The organism is Vibrio penaeicida, assembly GCF_002933855.1.
Classification (GTDB): Bacteria; Pseudomonadota; Gammaproteobacteria; order Enterobacterales; family Vibrionaceae; genus Vibrio; species Vibrio penaeicida_A.
Genome location: NZ_BFAQ01000050.1, coordinates 77,986 through 92,646, shown reverse-complemented (window position 1 = coordinate 92,646; position 14,661 = coordinate 77,986). Strand labels below are relative to the sequence as shown.

Annotated in this window: 15 protein-coding genes and 1 other annotated feature; of the genes, 11 read left to right on the top strand and 4 right to left on the bottom strand. The window is 43.1% G+C overall.

Translation table 11 applies throughout. The annotated features are described in order from the left end of the window. Window positions 1-51 precede the first annotated feature (51 nt). The gene (gene arcA / locus VPNCDNU1_RS25410; RefSeq protein ID WP_104402965.1) at window positions 52-768 is read right to left on the bottom strand and encodes a two-component system response regulator ArcA; all 717 of its coding nucleotides are present in this window, start codon (window positions 766-768) and stop codon (window positions 52-54) included. 327 nt (window positions 769-1,095) lie between these two features. On the opposite strand from arcA, the gene VPNCDNU1_RS25405 reads away from it, so the two are divergent. Both VPNCDNU1_RS25405 and VPNCDNU1_RS25400 read left to right on the top strand, forming a co-directional pair. Beyond that, window positions 1,096-1,488, top strand: a complete 393-nt coding sequence (locus tag VPNCDNU1_RS25405) for a DUF3293 domain-containing protein (protein WP_104402964.1) — start codon at window positions 1,096-1,098, stop codon at window positions 1,486-1,488. 134 nt (window positions 1,489-1,622) lie between these two features. Next, window positions 1,623-2,108, top strand: a complete 486-nt coding sequence (locus VPNCDNU1_RS25400) for a putative 4-hydroxy-4-methyl-2-oxoglutarate aldolase (RefSeq protein ID WP_104402963.1) — start codon at window positions 1,623-1,625, stop codon at window positions 2,106-2,108. Between the two features lie 26 nt (window positions 2,109-2,134). On the opposite strand, the gene VPNCDNU1_RS25395 is transcribed toward VPNCDNU1_RS25400, so the two are convergent. Next, window positions 2,135-2,608, bottom strand: coding sequence for a ribonuclease regulator (locus VPNCDNU1_RS25395; RefSeq protein ID WP_104402962.1), 474 nt, complete (start codon window positions 2,606-2,608; stop codon window positions 2,135-2,137). Between the two features lie 366 nt (window positions 2,609-2,974). Beyond that, window positions 2,975-3,096 (top strand) — a sequence feature (Thr leader region). A 29-nt stretch (window positions 3,097-3,125) separates the two neighbouring features. Between VPNCDNU1_RS25395 and thrA the strand changes: the two genes are divergently transcribed. Genes thrA through thrC form a run of 3 tightly spaced genes read left to right on the top strand, consistent with a single transcriptional unit; the run spans window position 3,126 to window position 7,824 of the window. Then, window positions 3,126-5,585 carry a bifunctional aspartate kinase/homoserine dehydrogenase I gene (gene thrA, locus VPNCDNU1_RS25390; RefSeq protein WP_104402961.1) on the top strand — a complete coding sequence of 820 codons (2,460 nt, stop codon included), beginning with the start codon at window positions 3,126-3,128 and terminating at the stop codon, window positions 5,583-5,585. A gap of 2 nt (window positions 5,586-5,587) precedes the next feature. Further along, window positions 5,588-6,544 (top strand): homoserine kinase, encoded by a 957-nt coding sequence (gene thrB / locus VPNCDNU1_RS25385; RefSeq protein WP_104402960.1) that lies wholly within the window; start codon window positions 5,588-5,590, stop codon window positions 6,542-6,544. Further along, complete coding sequence (thrC, locus tag VPNCDNU1_RS25380; protein WP_104402959.1) at window positions 6,541-7,824, top strand: threonine synthase; 1,284 nt, start codon at window positions 6,541-6,543, stop codon at window positions 7,822-7,824. The genes thrB and thrC overlap by 4 nt, the downstream gene beginning before the upstream one ends. A gap of 104 nt (window positions 7,825-7,928) precedes the next feature. Here thrC and grcA read toward each other — a convergent pair whose 3' ends face one another. Continuing rightward, window positions 7,929-8,306, bottom strand: a complete 378-nt coding sequence (grcA, locus tag VPNCDNU1_RS25375; RefSeq protein WP_101112377.1) for an autonomous glycyl radical cofactor GrcA — start codon at window positions 8,304-8,306, stop codon at window positions 7,929-7,931. 342 nt (window positions 8,307-8,648) lie between these two features. On the opposite strand from grcA, the gene nfo reads away from it, so the two are divergent. The 4 genes from nfo to VPNCDNU1_RS25360 all read left to right on the top strand — a co-directional run bounded on the left by nfo (window position 8,649) and on the right by VPNCDNU1_RS25360 (window position 11,251). After that, window positions 8,649-9,506, top strand: a complete 858-nt coding sequence (nfo, locus tag VPNCDNU1_RS25370; RefSeq protein WP_104402958.1) for a deoxyribonuclease IV — start codon at window positions 8,649-8,651, stop codon at window positions 9,504-9,506. 77 nt (window positions 9,507-9,583) lie between these two features. Beyond that, window positions 9,584-9,715, top strand: coding sequence for a hypothetical protein (locus tag VPNCDNU1_RS29255; RefSeq protein ID WP_272897587.1), 132 nt, complete (start codon window positions 9,584-9,586; stop codon window positions 9,713-9,715). A 231-nt stretch (window positions 9,716-9,946) separates the two neighbouring features. Beyond that, a complete protein-coding gene (gene ung, locus VPNCDNU1_RS25365) occupies window positions 9,947-10,624 on the top strand; it encodes a uracil-DNA glycosylase (RefSeq protein ID WP_104402957.1) in 678 nt (225 codons plus the stop codon). Between the two features lie 75 nt (window positions 10,625-10,699). After that, window positions 10,700-11,251, top strand: coding sequence for a hemerythrin domain-containing protein (locus tag VPNCDNU1_RS25360; protein ID WP_104402956.1), 552 nt, complete (start codon window positions 10,700-10,702; stop codon window positions 11,249-11,251). Window positions 11,252-11,399: 148 nt separating this feature from the next. Here VPNCDNU1_RS25360 and VPNCDNU1_RS25355 read toward each other — a convergent pair whose 3' ends face one another. Then, window positions 11,400-11,585 (bottom strand): DUF3545 family protein, encoded by a 186-nt coding sequence (locus VPNCDNU1_RS25355; RefSeq protein ID WP_101112371.1) that lies wholly within the window; start codon window positions 11,583-11,585, stop codon window positions 11,400-11,402. Window positions 11,586-12,297: 712 nt separating this feature from the next. On the opposite strand from VPNCDNU1_RS25355, the gene VPNCDNU1_RS25350 reads away from it, so the two are divergent. Beyond that, entirely contained in the window at window positions 12,298-13,752 is a 1,455-nt protein-coding gene (locus VPNCDNU1_RS25350) for an alanine/glycine:cation symporter family protein (RefSeq protein WP_104402955.1), read from the top strand. Between the two features lie 117 nt (window positions 13,753-13,869). Beyond that, the gene (gene yaaA, locus VPNCDNU1_RS25345) at window positions 13,870-14,646 is read left to right on the top strand and encodes a peroxide stress protein YaaA (protein ID WP_104402954.1); all 777 of its coding nucleotides are present in this window, start codon (window positions 13,870-13,872) and stop codon (window positions 14,644-14,646) included. The last annotated feature ends 15 nt before the right edge of the window (window positions 14,647-14,661 follow it).

The following is a 14,661-nucleotide window of genomic DNA, read 5'->3' as shown; positions in this document are numbered from 1 at the left end:
ACTATTGGGGGTCAGTTCAATTCATCGGCTTTTTACTATGAGCGCGTTGGCTTATTCGTCTAAATCACCACAAAAGCGGTAACCTTCACCGTGGATGGTGGCGATGATTTCTGGTGTGTCTGCAACCGATTCAAAATGCTTACGAATGCGGCGAATGGTTACGTCAACTGTACGATCGTGTGGCTTAAGCTCACGTCCAGTCATCTTCTTCAGAAGGTCGGCACGTGTTTGAATCTTGCCTGGGTTTTCACAGAAGTGAAGCAAAGCACGGAATTCAGAACGAGGAAGCTTATAGCTGTCGCCAGAAGGACTCACAAGAGAGCGGCTGTTGATGTCCAATTCCCAACCATTAAATTCATACTTTTCAACACTGCGTTTTTCTTCTTGTACAACGCCATTCGTCATAGAGCGGTTAAGAAGATTACGAGCACGAATAGTTAACTCACGAGGGTTAAATGGCTTGGTGATGTAGTCATCTGCACCAATCTCTAGACCTAGGATCTTGTCTACTTCGTTATCACGACCGGTCAGGAACATGAGTGCTACATTTGCTTGCTCGCGGAGTTCGCGCGCCAGCAACAAACCATTTTTACCTGGTAGGTTGATATCCATGATTACCAGATTAACTTGGTTATCAGCAAGTACACGATGCATTTCTTCACCATCACTTGCTTCGTAGACAGCATATCCCTCTGCTTCGAAAATGCTTTTCAGCGTATTGCGGGTTACTTGCTCATCTTCAACGATGAGAATCTGCGGGGTTTGCATTGGCGGTACCTAAATTGTAACTAAAACTGTGCTAATAGAATAAATTCTAGGCAGAAAAATAACATACAGGTAAAGTGTTCTTGATAATAAACGATACTACGCAAAAAAACACCACCTTCACACGGTACGCCGTCCTTGGAAGTCTGAGTTTATAAGACTAAATCCTATGTCATGCTTGCTTTCTGCCATTTGTTGAACTGGATTTTATATTGTTAACAGCTTGCTAACAACGCCCAAATTCCAATTCCATTCACTTTGTTGATTTATATCAATAGAAGAAAACTAACAAGAATAGATAGTAAATGTATATAAAAAGTTGAAATTTTTATGCAGATTGATAGCACTCTCAAACAAGCCTATGTGGAAACATTTTTTTACATAGACCAAACCATCGGTTTTTCCAGTTTTTGCGTAATAACTGCTTGTAATCCAAGAAGTATAATACTGGATGATGAAGAAAATCTGCGAAGAAATTCACAGTTAGAGGCGCTGTTACAACTCAATAAAACGTTACGTTTGTTGGCTGGTGACATCAATTTGGAGTGGAGCGAAGCAAGCTATGCTGTAGAAATATCACTACAAAATGGTTTGGATTTAGCAAGCATGTTTGACCAAAATGCCATTTATTATGTGGAATCCGGTGAGCTGTATTTAGCATTTGTTACCGGAGAGATAGAAAAGATAGGTAAATTTGAAAGCAAGGTAAAACCAATGCCTTAGCGACTGTATACCTAAAGAAAACGGATAAGTAAATTGTGATGAGCTTTATCTGCCTATGAATTTTAATGCTTCAGGTGGCATAAGGGGATCCACAGTTTATAGTTAAATAAGCAGGAATATTTCAAGGAGGATTCATGAAAGACTTACTGCCTGATCTGTGTGATCAGTATGAAGAGCAATTAACCTTACTCGACTTACCCTTACAAAATTTTGGGCAAAGAGCGGCATTTTGGGGGGAAATAGTCACCGTGCGCTGTTTTCACGATAACTCCAAAGTGAAAGAGATATTGAAAGAGAACGGAAAAGGAAAAGTACTGGTTGTTGATGGTAACGGTTCAAGTGAACGCGCTCTAATGGGTGACCAAGTTGCATTAACCGCTCTAAACAATCAATGGGAGGGCGTGGTAATTTGGGGGGCTGTTCGAGATGTTGGCGCGTTATCCGAAATAGACTTAGGCGTGAAAGCGTTAACTTCCTGCCCTTTCAAAACAGAGAAAAGAGACATAGGTGAAACTCAAGTTGGTCTAACTATTCAAGGACAAATGATTCAACCAGGGGATTACCTTTATTCCGATTGGAATGGCATTGTCATTTCTAAAGAAGAATTGAAAGTGAGTTAGCAGGCTCAGAATAGTTGGAGTTGGATTTAGAAGCGGAAGCCTAAGCCAACTTCAACACCACCTTTTTGAAGCTCTTCATAATCTAAGGTCGCGTGAATATCTAAATTTTCAGATAATTTTAACCGACTAGAGAGCTCAGCTGAGATCAGCTTATCTTGTGGATTACTGCTGTTATCTTCGTAGGATTTTGAGGCTCTAAGGCTACTGTTTACTGAAAAAGATTCATTAAACGTATAGTTCACACCACTTAAAAAACCGTTATACCGAGGTGATTCTGAGTTAGTGATACTGGCACCAACATATAAGTCAACAGAATCAAATAGGTTATAGGAATAACCACTGTCTATTTGCCAACTATCAAACTGAGTGTTTGGTTGGGATTGACTCGATATAAACCAACTGTGTGAAGACGGCTTCTCAGGGTTTAATAGCGGTAGGCTTTCAGCGAAAGAAGTTGCAGGAATAGCAAGCAGACTCATTACGAGAAATAATTTCTTCATATTTTGCCTCCTTGCTGAATAATCTACTTAGTGAATATAGCGTATCTGTAAAGCTACAACGATCTTTTTTTCGGGATTGATCATACTCTGGGATCATACTCACCTAAACACTATATTTTGTCAAAGAATGATGATTCGCTTATATATGCACAATTTTTATTATAACTGAGCGGGGATTTATGATTGGCTCAAATAATAAGTTGATTATTAATATCTTTGTCGCGCAATGTTCTAAGTCTCACCTTTCACTGAGTCGAGTAAAAAGCAAAAAAAATAATCTTTTCATTGACTCTGATACAGAAAATCGGTAAACGTAAAGGTAAGCAAACACACGTACACAATAAGATAAAATATATTCATGCTTAATCACCGCTCAATAATGACTACCACCATTATTATTACCGACATTCGAATTGTTGGGGCAGGCTGGTAAGCGAAAGAAATTTCAAAAAAAGGCCTGTATCCCACGAGATACAGGCCTTTTTTTATGCAGGTTTAAAATATACCGGAGGAAGGGATGCGAGTTTTAAAATTTGGTGGATCGTCGTTAGCAGACGCAGATCGCTTTTTAAGAGCGGCGGACATCATCGCAAACAACGCAAAGCAAGAGCAAGTCGCTGTAGTACTTTCAGCGCCAGGGAAGACAACCAACAAATTGGTGTCTGTTATTGAAGGGGCATTGCGTAATGGTGAGGCAGATTTGCAAATAGCAGAACTGGAATCATCTCTGCAAGCTTTGTTTGATGACGTTAAAAAACACGTGCCCGATCTCGCAAGTGCAGGTTTTTCTAACCAGTTAAAAACATCATTAAATCAGTTGAAACAGTTTGTTCACGGCATCAACCTTTTGGGTATGTGCCCGAATAACGTGAATGCTCGTATCATCAGTAAAGGTGAGCGAATTTCAATCCAGCTAATGAAAGCGGTATTGGAAGCCAAAGGGCACCCATCTTTTCTTATCGATCCTGTCGAATATCTCGTCGCTAAGGGTGACCACCTAGAAGCGATGGTCGATGTGGAAGTGTCAACGCAGAACTTCCGAAACAATCCTCTCCCTATAGATCATGTCTACATCATGCCTGGTTTTACTGCTGGTAATGATAAAGGCGAGTTGGTGACTCTTGGACGAAACGGTTCCGATTATTCCGCTGCTGTGTTAGCTGTTTGCTTGCGTGCTGAGTGTTGCGAGATTTGGACTGACGTCGATGGGGTATACAACTGCGACCCTCGCTTGGTTGATGATGCTCGTTTACTCAAATCCCTTAGTTATCAAGAGGCGATGGAGCTTTCATATTTTGGTGCATCCGTTCTGCATCCAAAGACTATTGCGCCTATCGCTCAATTCCACATTCCTTGTCTGATCAAAAACAGCTTTAACCCGCAAGGCGCGGGGACGCTCATTGGGCAAGACACAGGTGAAGACAACCTTGCAATAAAAGGTATCACGACCCTTAGTAAGCTGACGATGGTGAACGTATCTGGTCCTGGTATGAAGGGCATGGTTGGCATGGCAAGCCGAGTTTTCGGTGCGATGTCATCAGCTGGTATTTCCATTGTTTTGATTACGCAATCTTCATCTGAATACAGCATCAGTTTTTGTATTGAACAAGCCGATAAAGCCAACGCAGAGCAAGTACTGAGTGACGCATTCGAACTTGAACTAAAAGATGGCTTGTTAGAGCCTGTTGAGTTCATAAATGATGTCGCCATCGTAACGCTTGTGGGGGATGGCATGCGCACTTCTCGCGGTGTTGCATCTCGTTTCTTTGCATCTTTAACAGAAGTAAATGTGAATGTTGTTGCGATTGCTCAGGGGTCTTCTGAACGCGCGATTTCCGCTGTGATTCCTGAAGATAAAGTATCTGAAGCCATAAAAGCGTGTCATGAAAACCTGTTTAATTCGAAACACTTCCTCGATGTATTTGTGGTTGGTGTTGGCGGTGTAGGTGGCGAGCTGGTCGATCAAATAGAGCGCCAACAAGCCAAACTGGCAGACAAAGGCATCGTTATTCGAGTTTGCGGATTAGCAAATAGCAAGGGCTTACTTCTAGACAGCAAAGGTTTACCTCTGGATCACTGGCGTGATCGTATGACACACGCCACAGAAGAATTGAGCCTTGCTCGCCTAATTGCGTTGGTTCAGCGTAATCACATCATCAACCCAGTATTGGTTGATTGCACTTCAAGTGAAGATATTGCGAACCAATACGCGGATTTCCTTGCAGCAGGATTCCACGTGGTAACCCCAAACAAAAAAGCAAACACAGCAAGTATGGCTTACTACCATCAATTGCGCGATGTTGCTCGCTCTTCGCGCCGCAAGCTTATGTACGAAACAACGGTAGGGGCTGGGCTTCCGGTTATTGAAAACCTACAAAACTTGATTTCTGCTGGTGATGAATTAGAGAAGTTTAACGGCATTCTTTCTGGTTCTCTGTCTTACATCTTTGGCAAGTTGGATGAAGGCATGACACTGAGCCAAGCGACGAACATTGCAAAAGATAATGGGTTCACCGAACCGGATCCGCGCGACGATTTGTCGGGTATGGATGTGGCTCGAAAACTTCTTATATTGGCACGTGAAGCAGGTTTTGAGCTGGAATTGGATGACGTTGTGGTTGAAGCTGCATTACCTCCAGGTTTCGATGATAGTGGTAGCGTGGAAGAGTTTATGGCAAGGCTTCCAGAAGCCGATGCACACTTCAGTGAACTTTCTAAGAATGCTGCAGAAGAAGGCAAAGTGCTTCGTTATGTCGGCAAAATCTTGGATGGAAACTGTAAAGTGAGCATTGCCGCTGTGGATGAAAACGACCCGATGTTCAAGATTAAAGACGGTGAAAATGCCTTGGCATTCTACAGCCGCTACTATCAACCGATTCCGTTAGTGCTTCGCGGGTATGGTGCAGGTACAGAAGTGACGGCGGCAGGTGTGTTTGCCGACGTGATGCGTACGTTAGGCTGGAAATTAGGAGTATAAGAATGAGTGTAGTGGTTTATGCTCCTGCCTCTATAGGCAATGTGAGTGTTGGCTTTGATGTGCTTGGTGCTGCGGTTTCTCCAGTTGATGGCACGCTTTTAGGTGACCGAGTATTGGTAAAAGAAGGCGCTGAGTCGTTTACCCTTGATACTGCGGGCGATTTTGTCAGCAAACTACCAACCAACCCAAAAGAAAATATTGTTTACGATTGCTGGCGTGTGTTTGCACGCGAGCTTGATAAGAAAAGTGTACCGCTAAAACCGATACACATGGTGCTAGAAAAGAACATGCCAATAGGGTCGGGACTTGGCTCCAGTGCCTGTTCTATTGTCGCGGCGCTGGATGCATTAAATCAATTTCACCAAAACCCACTCAACAAAATGGAACTTCTGGCGTTGATGGGAGAAATGGAAGGTCAAATTTCTGGTGGCATTCATTATGACAATGTCGCACCTTGTTATCTTGGCGGTCTGCAACTGATGCTAGAAGAGCTGGGGATCATTTCACAAGAAGTGCCATGCTTTGATGAATGGTATTGGGTTATGGCTTACCCTGGAATTAAAGTTTCCACGGCTGAAGCGCGTGAGATTCTGCCCTCTCAATATCGACGTCAGGACATCATTGCGCACGGTCGCCACCTTGGGGGCTTTATTCATGCATGCCACTCAGGTCAACCAGAGCTGGCAGCTAAGATGATCAAAGACGTGATCGCAGAACCATATCGTGAGAGACTGCTACCTGGCTTCGCCGATGCTCGCAAATACGCTGCAACCGCGGGTGCCCTAGCTACTGGTATTTCTGGTAGCGGTCCGACGCTGTTCAGTATTTGCAAAGAAAAAGATGTCGCCGAGCGCGTAGCGCGTTGGTTAGAACAGAATTACGTACAAAATGAGGAAGGGTTTGTTCATGTTTGCCGTTTAGACAAGCAGGGATCAACCGTAACAGGAAGTGAGCTATGAAGCTTTACAACATCAAAGAAAATGACGAACAAGTATCCTTTGGCCAAGCCGTGCGCCAAGGGTTAGGCCGTAACCAAGGCTTATTTTTTCCTTCAGAACTGCCCAAGTTTGAAGATATCGATACGCTGCTAGACGAAGATTTCGTTACTCGCAGTAGCAAAATCCTTTCTGCTTTTATTGGTGAAGAATTATCAGCGGAGCAAGTAAACCAGCTGGTTGATGCTGCGTTCCAATTCCCTGCGCCAATCAAGCAAGTAAAAGATGGCGTTTATGCGCTGGAGCTTTTCCACGGACCGACTCTGGCATTTAAAGATTTCGGTGGGCGCTTTATGGCGCAATCACTGGCAGCTGTGTCTGATGGTGGCAAGATTACCATTCTTACCGCGACATCTGGTGATACAGGTGCCGCTGTAGCGCATGCTTTCTATGGCATGGAAAACATCAATGTTGTGATTCTTTACCCGAAAGGCAAGATCAGCCCTATGCAAGAAAAGCTGTTCTGTACATTGGGTAAAAATATCCACACAGTGGCGATCAACGCCGATTTTGACGCGTGTCAGTCACTGGTGAAAAACGCATTTGATGATTCTGCGTTACGCGAAGAGATTGGTTTAAACTCTGCAAACTCCATTAACATCAGCCGTTTGATGGCTCAGATCTGTTATTACTTTGAAGCGGCAGCTCAAATGAGCAAAGCAGAGCGTGAGAACCTTGTTATTTCAGTACCAAGTGGCAACTTTGGTAACTTAACAGCGGGTTTATTGGCGAAAGCAATTGGTTTGCCTATCAAGCGTTTCATTGCAGCAACAAATGCAAATGACACGGTACCTCGCTACCTAGATACAGGGAAGTGGGATCCAAAACCAACGGTCGCAACCACATCAAATGCCATGGATGTCAGCCAGCCAAACAACTGGCCACGTATTGAAGAGCTTTGCCAGTTACAAGGTTGGGGCTTGGATACGTTGGGCAAAGGTGCGGTGACAGACGAGCAAAGTGCTGATTCAGTTCGAGAGCTGAATGATAAGGGCTACTTATGCGAGCCACACGGCGCGATAGCGTATCGTGTTCTAGATGAGCAACTTCAAGAAGGCGAGACAGGGCTCTTCTTGTGTACTGCCCACCCAGCTAAATTCAAAGAAGTGGTCGATGACGTTCTAGGTGCGGATATCGATGTCCCAGCGCCACTTGCGAAGCACGCTGCGATGGAGTTGTTGTCGGAAGAGTTGGATAACGATTTTGACGCATTAAAAGAAGTACTTCGCCGAGTTCAAAAATAACAAGCAGCGAAATTCCCATAGCTTGTAACCTATAAAAAAACAGCGCTCAATGAGCGCTGTTTTTGTATCTGATAAACTCCGAAAGGTTATTCAAGCAGCTTGTCTTATAGAGACTCTGTAAACGTACGAGCAATAACGTCACGTTGCTGCTCTTGAGTTAGAGAGTTAAAACGTACCGCATAGCCAGAAACACGAATCGTTAGCTGAGGGTAGTTCTCTGGGTTGTTTACCGCATCTTCTAACGTTTCACGCTTAAGAACGTTCACGTTTAGGTGTTGACCACCTTCGATACGTGGTGCGGTTTCAATCGCCACTTCACGGCTTTCGAATTCACCTAGGTCAGATGCAGGAATAACTTGATCAGCTTCGTAGCCTGCGTTAGCTGCTACACAACGCGCTTCATTTTTATCGTTATCCAATAGCCAGATTGAGTTAAGTAGATCGTCGTTTGCCGCTTTAGTAATTTGAATACCTTGGATCATTCCTGTCTCCTAGTCCACGTACGTGGTGATGAATTTTGATGTAAATTTCGATTTTTTGTCGAGCTAGCTATTATATAACCAATAACCTTTGAAATAATATTGATTTATGTCAAAAAACAACAGAATTTATTGAAAATCGACCAGTAAATTTATTGAGTTAAATCAATTAATCTTTATAAAACAAAGTATTTACAGTTTATTTTAAGTTATCAAAAATATTTTATATCTATATTTGTTGTAATTTTACTACAAAATAAGGTGTAATATTCATCGATAGTGACTCGAGGTCAATGGTTGGGTAGCATTGGTGAAAGACTTTCAGTCACAATTACAAGAGAGCATATGAAATACATTGGTGCGCATGTTTCTGCGGCTGGTGGGGTTGATAAAGCCCCTCAGAGAGCGAAAGAGATCGGAGCAAATGCTTTTGCTCTTTTTACAAAAAACCAAAGGCAATGGGTAGCAAAGCCTTTGGAAGAAGACACAATTACTGCCTTTAAAAAACAGTGTGAAGTAAATGGGTTTAGTGCTGACACCATTCTTCCTCACGATTCGTACCTGATTAATCTTGGAGCACCCGAACAAGAGAAGCTAGAGAAATCTAGGGCGGCCTTTATTGATGAAATGGTACGTTGCGAACAGCTGGGATTGAAGTTGTTGAATTTTCATCCGGGTAGCCACCTAAAGAAGATATCCGAGCAGGAGTGTTTATCTCGAATAGCAGAATCGATCAATATCGCCCATCAGGCCGTTCCCAATGTTATTGCGGTGATAGAGAACACGGCAGGGCAAGGAACAAACCTAGGATGGCGATTTGAACATCTTGCCGAGATCATTAGCCAAGTCGAAGATAAATCTCGTGTCGGCGTATGTATCGATACTTGCCACGCTTTTACAGCAGGTTATGACCTTAGAACGTTTGAAGCCTGTGAGCAGACTTTTAGTGCATTTGAAAATATTGTCGGAATGCACTATTTGCGTGCGATGCATCTTAATGATTCCAAGGTGGAATTTGCTAGCCGTGTCGATAGACACCACTCATTGGGTAAGGGAGAAATTGGCTGGGATTGTTTTCAATACATCGCACAAGATGCGCGATTTGATGGTATCCCATTGATTCTAGAAACAATAGAGCCAGAGATATGGAAAGATGAGATACAAGCACTCCGCATGTACTACCAAAACTCACAGGAAAATTAGATAAGTTGGCACTGATCTTTCATAAGAAATACTGAGATGAGAAAACAGACTTTGTACTCTTATGTGAGGAGTGACTTATGAATAGTCAAGCACCTGTCGGTTTTACGACAAACAGCTCTGCACCAAAGCCATTACCTTTGCCTAACCGATACCATAGAGGTACTGGGCATTGGAGAACGCCACAGCAAAGCAGACCCGCCAAACGATAAGGTAATACGCTCCCAACCAGTGTGTTTGGAGTGATCTAGAACCCAAGCTAAACCAAGGCTTGGGTTCTTTTTTTTCAGCTAACTGCTCGTTATCTCTCCTGCGCCACATATTTTCGAAAAAACACTTTGATTTGCCTTAGACCCTAGCTACCCAAAAACGAACTCGGTATCCTTTCTTAAGATCAATCCCCCTAGTTTGGGAATCTCTATTGGAATGAATGTGAGGGTATTATGAGCGAGTCGCTAACTTGGCACGACGTTATTGGTGAAGAGAAGAAAAACGCCTATTTTTCAGAGACAATGGAGTTTGTTCGGCAAGAACGTGCTAATGGAAAAGTCATTTACCCACCGGAAAGCGATGTTTTTAATGCGTTTAGGTTCACTGAGTTTCATGATGTGAGAGTGGTTTTGCTTGGCCAAGATCCTTATCACGGACCCAATCAGGCTCATGGTTTGTGTTTCTCGGTTTTACCAGGCATTAAATCGCCACCTTCTCTCGTTAATATGTATAAAGAATTGGCGCAAGACATTCCTAATTTCACCATTCCTGACCACGGGTATCTGAAAAGTTGGGCACAGCAAGGTGTGTTGATGCTCAATACCGTGTTAACGGTCGAACAAGGGCAAGCGCATTCCCATGCAAAAACAGGTTGGGAAACCTTTACAGACAAGGTAATAGAAGCTGTTAATCAGCATAGAGAAGGCGTGGTGTTTTTACTTTGGGGTGCGCATGCTCAGAAGAAAGGACGCATGATTGATAGAAATAAACATCATGTACTTACGGCACCTCATCCGTCTCCGCTTTCTGCTCATCGAGGTTTTTTTGGGTGCGGTCACTTTTCACAAACCAATCAAATTTTGCAGAAGCAAGGTCACACTCCTATAAATTGGCAACCTGAAATTGATTAATTTTTAATCGATATCAAGGAAGGCTTCTTTTCTCATTCTTAAACTCGAACTGAGGATAAAAAGAGGAATGAAGCCATGATTATAGAAAAAATAAGGCGAGAACATGGTTATATGGTTCGTTTGTTGGCGATTTTAAGTTCCAAGCTAGAGCAGCTAAGAAACGAAAAAACCATTAACTACAGCTTAGTTAAAGAGATCATTGATTATTTAGCTATCCACTCTCAGAAAACGCACCATCCAAAAGAAGACATTCTTTACCTTCATTTTGCCAACCACTACGGAAATCAGCAAAAAATTGATGATCTTGAGAAGGAGCACGTAGCTTTATCTAAAGTGACTGAAGCGTTTCAAAATACGGTAGAAATGATACTGCACGATGCAGTTATCCCATCGGATATGTTTGCATTGCAGCTTGAAGAGTTCATTTCGCGGCAGAAGGGGCATTTGGAAATGGAAGAGAGAGAGGTTCTTCCGAAAATAGCGAAAGTTTTTACTGCGGCAGATTGGCGGGCGGTCGAAAGCCAATGGCTTCATGATGATGAAGACCCAGTATTCGGCAACACAATAGCCGATCAATACCGTCAGCTGGCGGCAAGAGTCAGGCAAACCGAGTTTGAAAGCACTTAACCTGTTCTCACAAAAGAAGACCTCACACGACTAGGTTTTTGAACGAGCAGATTTTCAAGCGAGAAGGCTCACGCAACCGCTAACCGAAGAACTCAAAAAACGATAAGTTCATAATGACAAAAAGAGGCACCCAAAGGTGCCTCTCTATTTATAAGTCGATGTCATCTAGGTCGTACTCGTTACAGACATCCATTTCCATTAGTTCGCGTTGCAAGCGCTGCCGATCTTTAATCGCTTCTATCTCACGCCATTTCCGTTTAGCTGGTTTCGAACGTGTTGAGCGAGTCTGCTGGCCATTCATAGCCATAATATCTTCGAGTTGAAAGCCATCCATATGCGACCTCTCTTTTTTTGTTATAAAGACTCCGATTGGAGCCTTTTAAGTAACATAATTGCTTGCAGAATAACCTTGATGTGTTTCTCATTTGTTTCTCTTTTATGAAGGTTTTATGAGAAACCCTGCGGAATTTCACAATTTTCTGCGAAAATATTTGAATGAAAAATGAGCGATCAGTATCAAATAAAGAAAAATTCTGACATTTAATTATGTTAAAGAAGCAACCCAAAAAAGGGCTGAGATGAATATCAAAGAGGCATTTTCTTCAAAGTTGCAAATTATTGTTAAGGGTTGAACGAACAATCACTCGTAAAAATTCGGTAAAGCTCGCTACGCAAAGGGTTACGCTGCATTTGTAGCACACAAAAAATGACCGAAGTTGGATACGCTTTTTTGTAAATAAATTTTAGGGCTTTTGTTTGGTTGTTGTACGGATAGTGTTGTTTGTTGTGTTAATAAATCGTGCAAAAATAGTGAAATATAACAAATAAATGAACTATGATGCATATTGATTTTTGCCGTTTAGGTCTGCATTATCCCCGCGGTCGAAATAATCACTCCGACATTTCTCCTACCGGATACGGTGAAAAAACGGAGAGTCAGTGCAATGCAAAAACTACAACAAAGAGGGCAATTCCTCTAACCCTGCACTGAACAAGGGAGCACGGCGTGAAGCTGTGTTGTTGTCATAACTCGATGCGAGGCTATCGTGGCAGATTTAATTCATTTAATGAACGACCTTCTTTGGGGATCGATTCTAGTTTACTTACTTGTTGGTGTGGGCGTGTATTTTACGCTACGCCTTGGGTTCATTCAGTTCAGACATTTTGGTCACATGTTTTCCGTTCTTCGGAACAGTCGTAAATCAGATGCTGCGGGTATCTCCTCTTTTCAAGCTCTTTGTACTTCGCTAGCAGCACGTGTTGGTACGGGTAATATGGCAGGTGTTGCCGTTGCTCTAACTGCTGGTGGTCCTGGTGCGATTTTCTGGATGTGGATGATTGCTATGCTAGGTATGGCAACGTCATTTGCAGAAAGTACACTGGCACAGTTGTACAAAACACGTGATGCCGACGGCAACTATCGTGGTGGACCTGCATACTACATGGAGAAAGGGTTAGGGATGCGCTGGATGGGCGTATTGTTCTCTATTTTCCTCATCATAGCGTTTGGATTGGTATTCAACGCTGTACAAGCCAATTCCATTGCAGGTGCAATGCAAACCGCTTTCGGTACCGAGCCTAAATTTGTTGGTGGCGTACTCGTCCTTATCTCTGCGTTCATTATTTTTGGCGGCATGAGAAAGATTGCTCGTACAGCCGAGTTGATCGTACCGGTAATGGCACTAGCGTACCTTTTGCTTGCCATGTTTGTGATGCTGACCAACTTAGAGAAAGTGCCGGCGGTATTTAGCCTTATTTTCAAAAGCGCGTTTGGTTTGCAAGAAGCAGCAGCGGGTGGTTTAGGTTACGCGATTGCACAAGCTATGATTCAAGGTATTAAGCGTGGTTTGTTCTCGAATGAAGCGGGTATGGGTTCTGCACCGAATGCCGCTGCATCGGCTACACCATACCCACCGCACCCAGCTTCGCAAGGTTACGTACAAATGCTAGGTGTGTTTATGGACACCATGGTCATTTGTTCAGCGACCGTCGCGATTATCCTAATGTCCGGTGAATACGTTCCACACGGCGAAATTACAGGTATCGAACTAACTCAGCGTGCATTGAGTGCACAAGTCGGTGAGTGGGGTGGCATATTTGTCGCGGTGGCGATTTTCTTCTTCGCCTTCACATCGATCATTGCCAACTACTCGTACGCAGAAACCAATCTTATTTTCTTAGAGCATAACCGCAAGAAAGGTTTGATACTTTTCCGCATTATTGTTCTTGGTATGGTTATGTTTGGTTCTTTGGCTACATTGCCTACGGTTTGGGGCTTAGCAGACGTTTCTATGGGCTTAATGGCAATCGTCAACCTTGTCGCCATTTTGCTTCTTTCTGGCATCGTGGTGAAGCTGGCAAAGGATTACAATCAGCAGCTGAAAGCGGGCAAAGTGCCGACGTTTGATGTGAAAGATTATCCAGAATTGCAATCTCAACTAGAAGAAGGCATCTGGGATAATACTAAATCTAAGCAGAATATTGAGCCTGAGAAAAACTGATCTCTTGAACAGAGATAATAGACTTCACGAATCAATACAATTGAAAAAGCCATGCTGACTTAGCGTGGCTTTTTTTATATGCTTACAATACAAAATCAGCCCAACAGAGTAAAAGTCATGCTTATCGTTGTATCACCTGCAAAAACACTGGATTACGAATCTCCATTAGCGACAGAGCGCTTTACCCAGCCCACAATGGTCGAGCACAGCGCTGAGCTGATCAAAGAATGCCGTAAACTCACTCCTGCGGACATTTCGGGCTTGATGAAAGTGAGCGATAAAATTGCAGGGCTTAACGCAGTGCGTTTTGAACAATGGAGCGAAACGTTTACTGTTGAGAATGCGCGTCAAGCTATCTTGGCATTTAAAGGCGACGTGTATACTGGGTTGGAAGCGGAAACCTTTTCCGATGAAGAGTTCGATTATGCGCAATCGCATTTGAGAATGCTGTCCGGTTTGTACGGTTTGCTTAAGCCATTGGATCTGATGCAGCCATACCGATTGGAAATGGGCACAAAGCTTGCCAATGAACGTGGTACTAACCTTTATCAGTTTTGGGGCAATATCATTACCGATGAAGTGAACCAAGCGCTTAAAGAGCAGGGCGACAACGTACTTATCAACCTAGCATCAAATGAATACTTTAAAGCAGTGAAGCCAAAGAATGTAGACGGCACGGTCATTACTCCTGTCTTCAAAGATTGTAAAAATGGCAATTACAAAGTGATCAGCTTCTTTGCTAAAAAAGCGCGTGGAATGATGGCTCGTTACATCATTCAGAATAAAGTGGATTCGGTTGAAGCATTAACTCAATTTAATACTGCGGGTTACTATTTTGATGAAGTGGAATCCACAGCAACAGAGTTAGTGTTCAAGCGTGAAGAGCAAAGCTAGGCTTGACACATTGCG

Bases quoted from the DNA above. Each gene is read 5' to 3' on its own strand.
- VPNCDNU1_RS29255 (WP_272897587.1), top strand. From the start codon at position 9,584: ATGAATAGTCAAGCACCTGTCGGTTTTACGACAAACAGCTCTGCACCA.
- nfo (WP_104402958.1), top strand. From the start codon at position 8,649: ATGAAATACATTGGTGCGCATGTTTCTGCGGCTGGTGGGGTTGATAAA.
- yaaA (WP_104402954.1), top strand. From the start codon at position 13,870: ATGCTTATCGTTGTATCACCTGCAAAAACACTGGATTACGAATCTCCA.
- thrB (WP_104402960.1), top strand. From the start codon at position 5,588: ATGAGTGTAGTGGTTTATGCTCCTGCCTCTATAGGCAATGTGAGTGTT.
- VPNCDNU1_RS25400 (WP_104402963.1), top strand. From the start codon at position 1,623: ATGAAAGACTTACTGCCTGATCTGTGTGATCAGTATGAAGAGCAATTA.
- arcA (WP_104402965.1), bottom strand. From the start codon at position 768: ATGCAAACCCCGCAGATTCTCATCGTTGAAGATGAGCAAGTAACCCGC.
- VPNCDNU1_RS25395 (WP_104402962.1), bottom strand. From the start codon at position 2,608: ATGAAGAAATTATTTCTCGTAATGAGTCTGCTTGCTATTCCTGCAACT.
- VPNCDNU1_RS25355 (WP_101112371.1), bottom strand. From the start codon at position 11,585: ATGGATGGCTTTCAACTCGAAGATATTATGGCTATGAATGGCCAGCAG.
- thrA (WP_104402961.1), top strand. From the start codon at position 3,126: ATGCGAGTTTTAAAATTTGGTGGATCGTCGTTAGCAGACGCAGATCGC.
- VPNCDNU1_RS25360 (WP_104402956.1), top strand. From the start codon at position 10,700: ATGATTATAGAAAAAATAAGGCGAGAACATGGTTATATGGTTCGTTTG.
- thrC (WP_104402959.1), top strand. From the start codon at position 6,541: ATGAAGCTTTACAACATCAAAGAAAATGACGAACAAGTATCCTTTGGC.
- ung (WP_104402957.1), top strand. From the start codon at position 9,947: ATGAGCGAGTCGCTAACTTGGCACGACGTTATTGGTGAAGAGAAGAAA.
- grcA (WP_101112377.1), bottom strand. From the start codon at position 8,306: ATGATCCAAGGTATTCAAATTACTAAAGCGGCAAACGACGATCTACTT.
- VPNCDNU1_RS25405 (WP_104402964.1), top strand. From the start codon at position 1,096: ATGCAGATTGATAGCACTCTCAAACAAGCCTATGTGGAAACATTTTTT.